The 1129-nt window shown below is 67.2% G+C and carries 1 protein-coding gene; it reads left to right on the forward strand.

The window, feature by feature from the left end; genetic code table 11:
* Nucleotides 1–269: 269 nt before the first annotated feature.
* Nucleotides 270–1129 (forward strand): outer membrane protein (locus BO39_RS29475; protein WP_043840447.1); only part of this gene is annotated, 860 nt, incomplete at its 3' end.

Raw genomic sequence — 1129 nt, forward strand, 5'->3', positions numbered from 1 at the left:
GTGCGCGAGCCGCAGAACCGCCGCGTGGAGATCGTCCTGCGCTGAGCAGGCGATCCCTCACGGGGAGAACAGGAGGGGGCGGGACCGCAGGGTCCAGCCCCCTTTTTTCACATCATGTCAACACAGGTTACAGAGACTGTGGCGTGGATGCCACAGCGGAAGCAGGTCGTCTTTTTCACCAGGAACCTGCAACCCATTTGAATGTTGTGGGAGCCAGCGGTGCCTATCTGACCCCCGCTACCTTTCATCCGTTTCCTAAGGATCACTCCATGTCGCTTCGCAAGGCTCTTCTGGCCGCTACGATGCTGGCGCTGCCCCTTGCCGCGCAGGCCCAGCCCGTCTCGGGCCTCTACATCGCCGGTGGCTTCGGCGCGAACTGGCTGCAGGACGCGAAGCTCGGCGCCACGGGTCCCCTCGCTGACTCCCTCGCCCGTTCCGGCATCAACCCGCGCGGCGAAGTCGCCTTCAACACGGGCTTCGTCGGCCTGGGCAGCCTTGGCTGGGGCTTCGGCAACGGCCTCCGCGCCGAGGTCGAGGGCAGCTACCGCCAGAACGACGTCGACAAGATCCGCGGCTTCCGCGGCACCACCAGCCAGGCCGACGGCAAGTCCCGCTCCTACGGCGTGATGGCCAATGTCTTCTATGACCTGGACTTCACCCGCTTCGGCGTGCCGACCTACATCCAGCCCTACATCGGCGGCGGTATCGGCTACATCTGGCGTGACTTCGACGACGTGCGCGTGAACGTCCTCGGCGGCCAGCTCCGCAGCAGCGACACCGACGGCCGCTTCGCCTACCAGGGCATCGCCGGCCTTGCCGTGCCGCTGACCCAGTTCGGCGTGACCGGCCTGTCGCTCACCGCCGAGTACCGCTTCCTTGGCACGCTCGAGCACTCGATCGACACCACCAGCAGCGGCGGCGGCTTCTCCACCTCCCGCGGCGGCACGAAGTCCGAGAACTACAACCACTCTGCCCTTATCGGCCTTCGTTACGCCTTCAACCAGCCGCGCCCGGTGGCGCCGGCTCCGATGGTTGCCCCGGCGCCTGCCGCGGCGCCGGCGCCTGCCCGCACCTACCTCGTGTTCTTCGACTTCGACCGCGCCGACCTGACGGACCGCGCCCGCCAGAT

This window comes from Roseomonas aerilata DSM 19363 (assembly GCF_000711725.1).
Classification (GTDB): domain Bacteria; phylum Pseudomonadota; class Alphaproteobacteria; order Acetobacterales; family Acetobacteraceae; genus Roseomonas; species Roseomonas aerilata.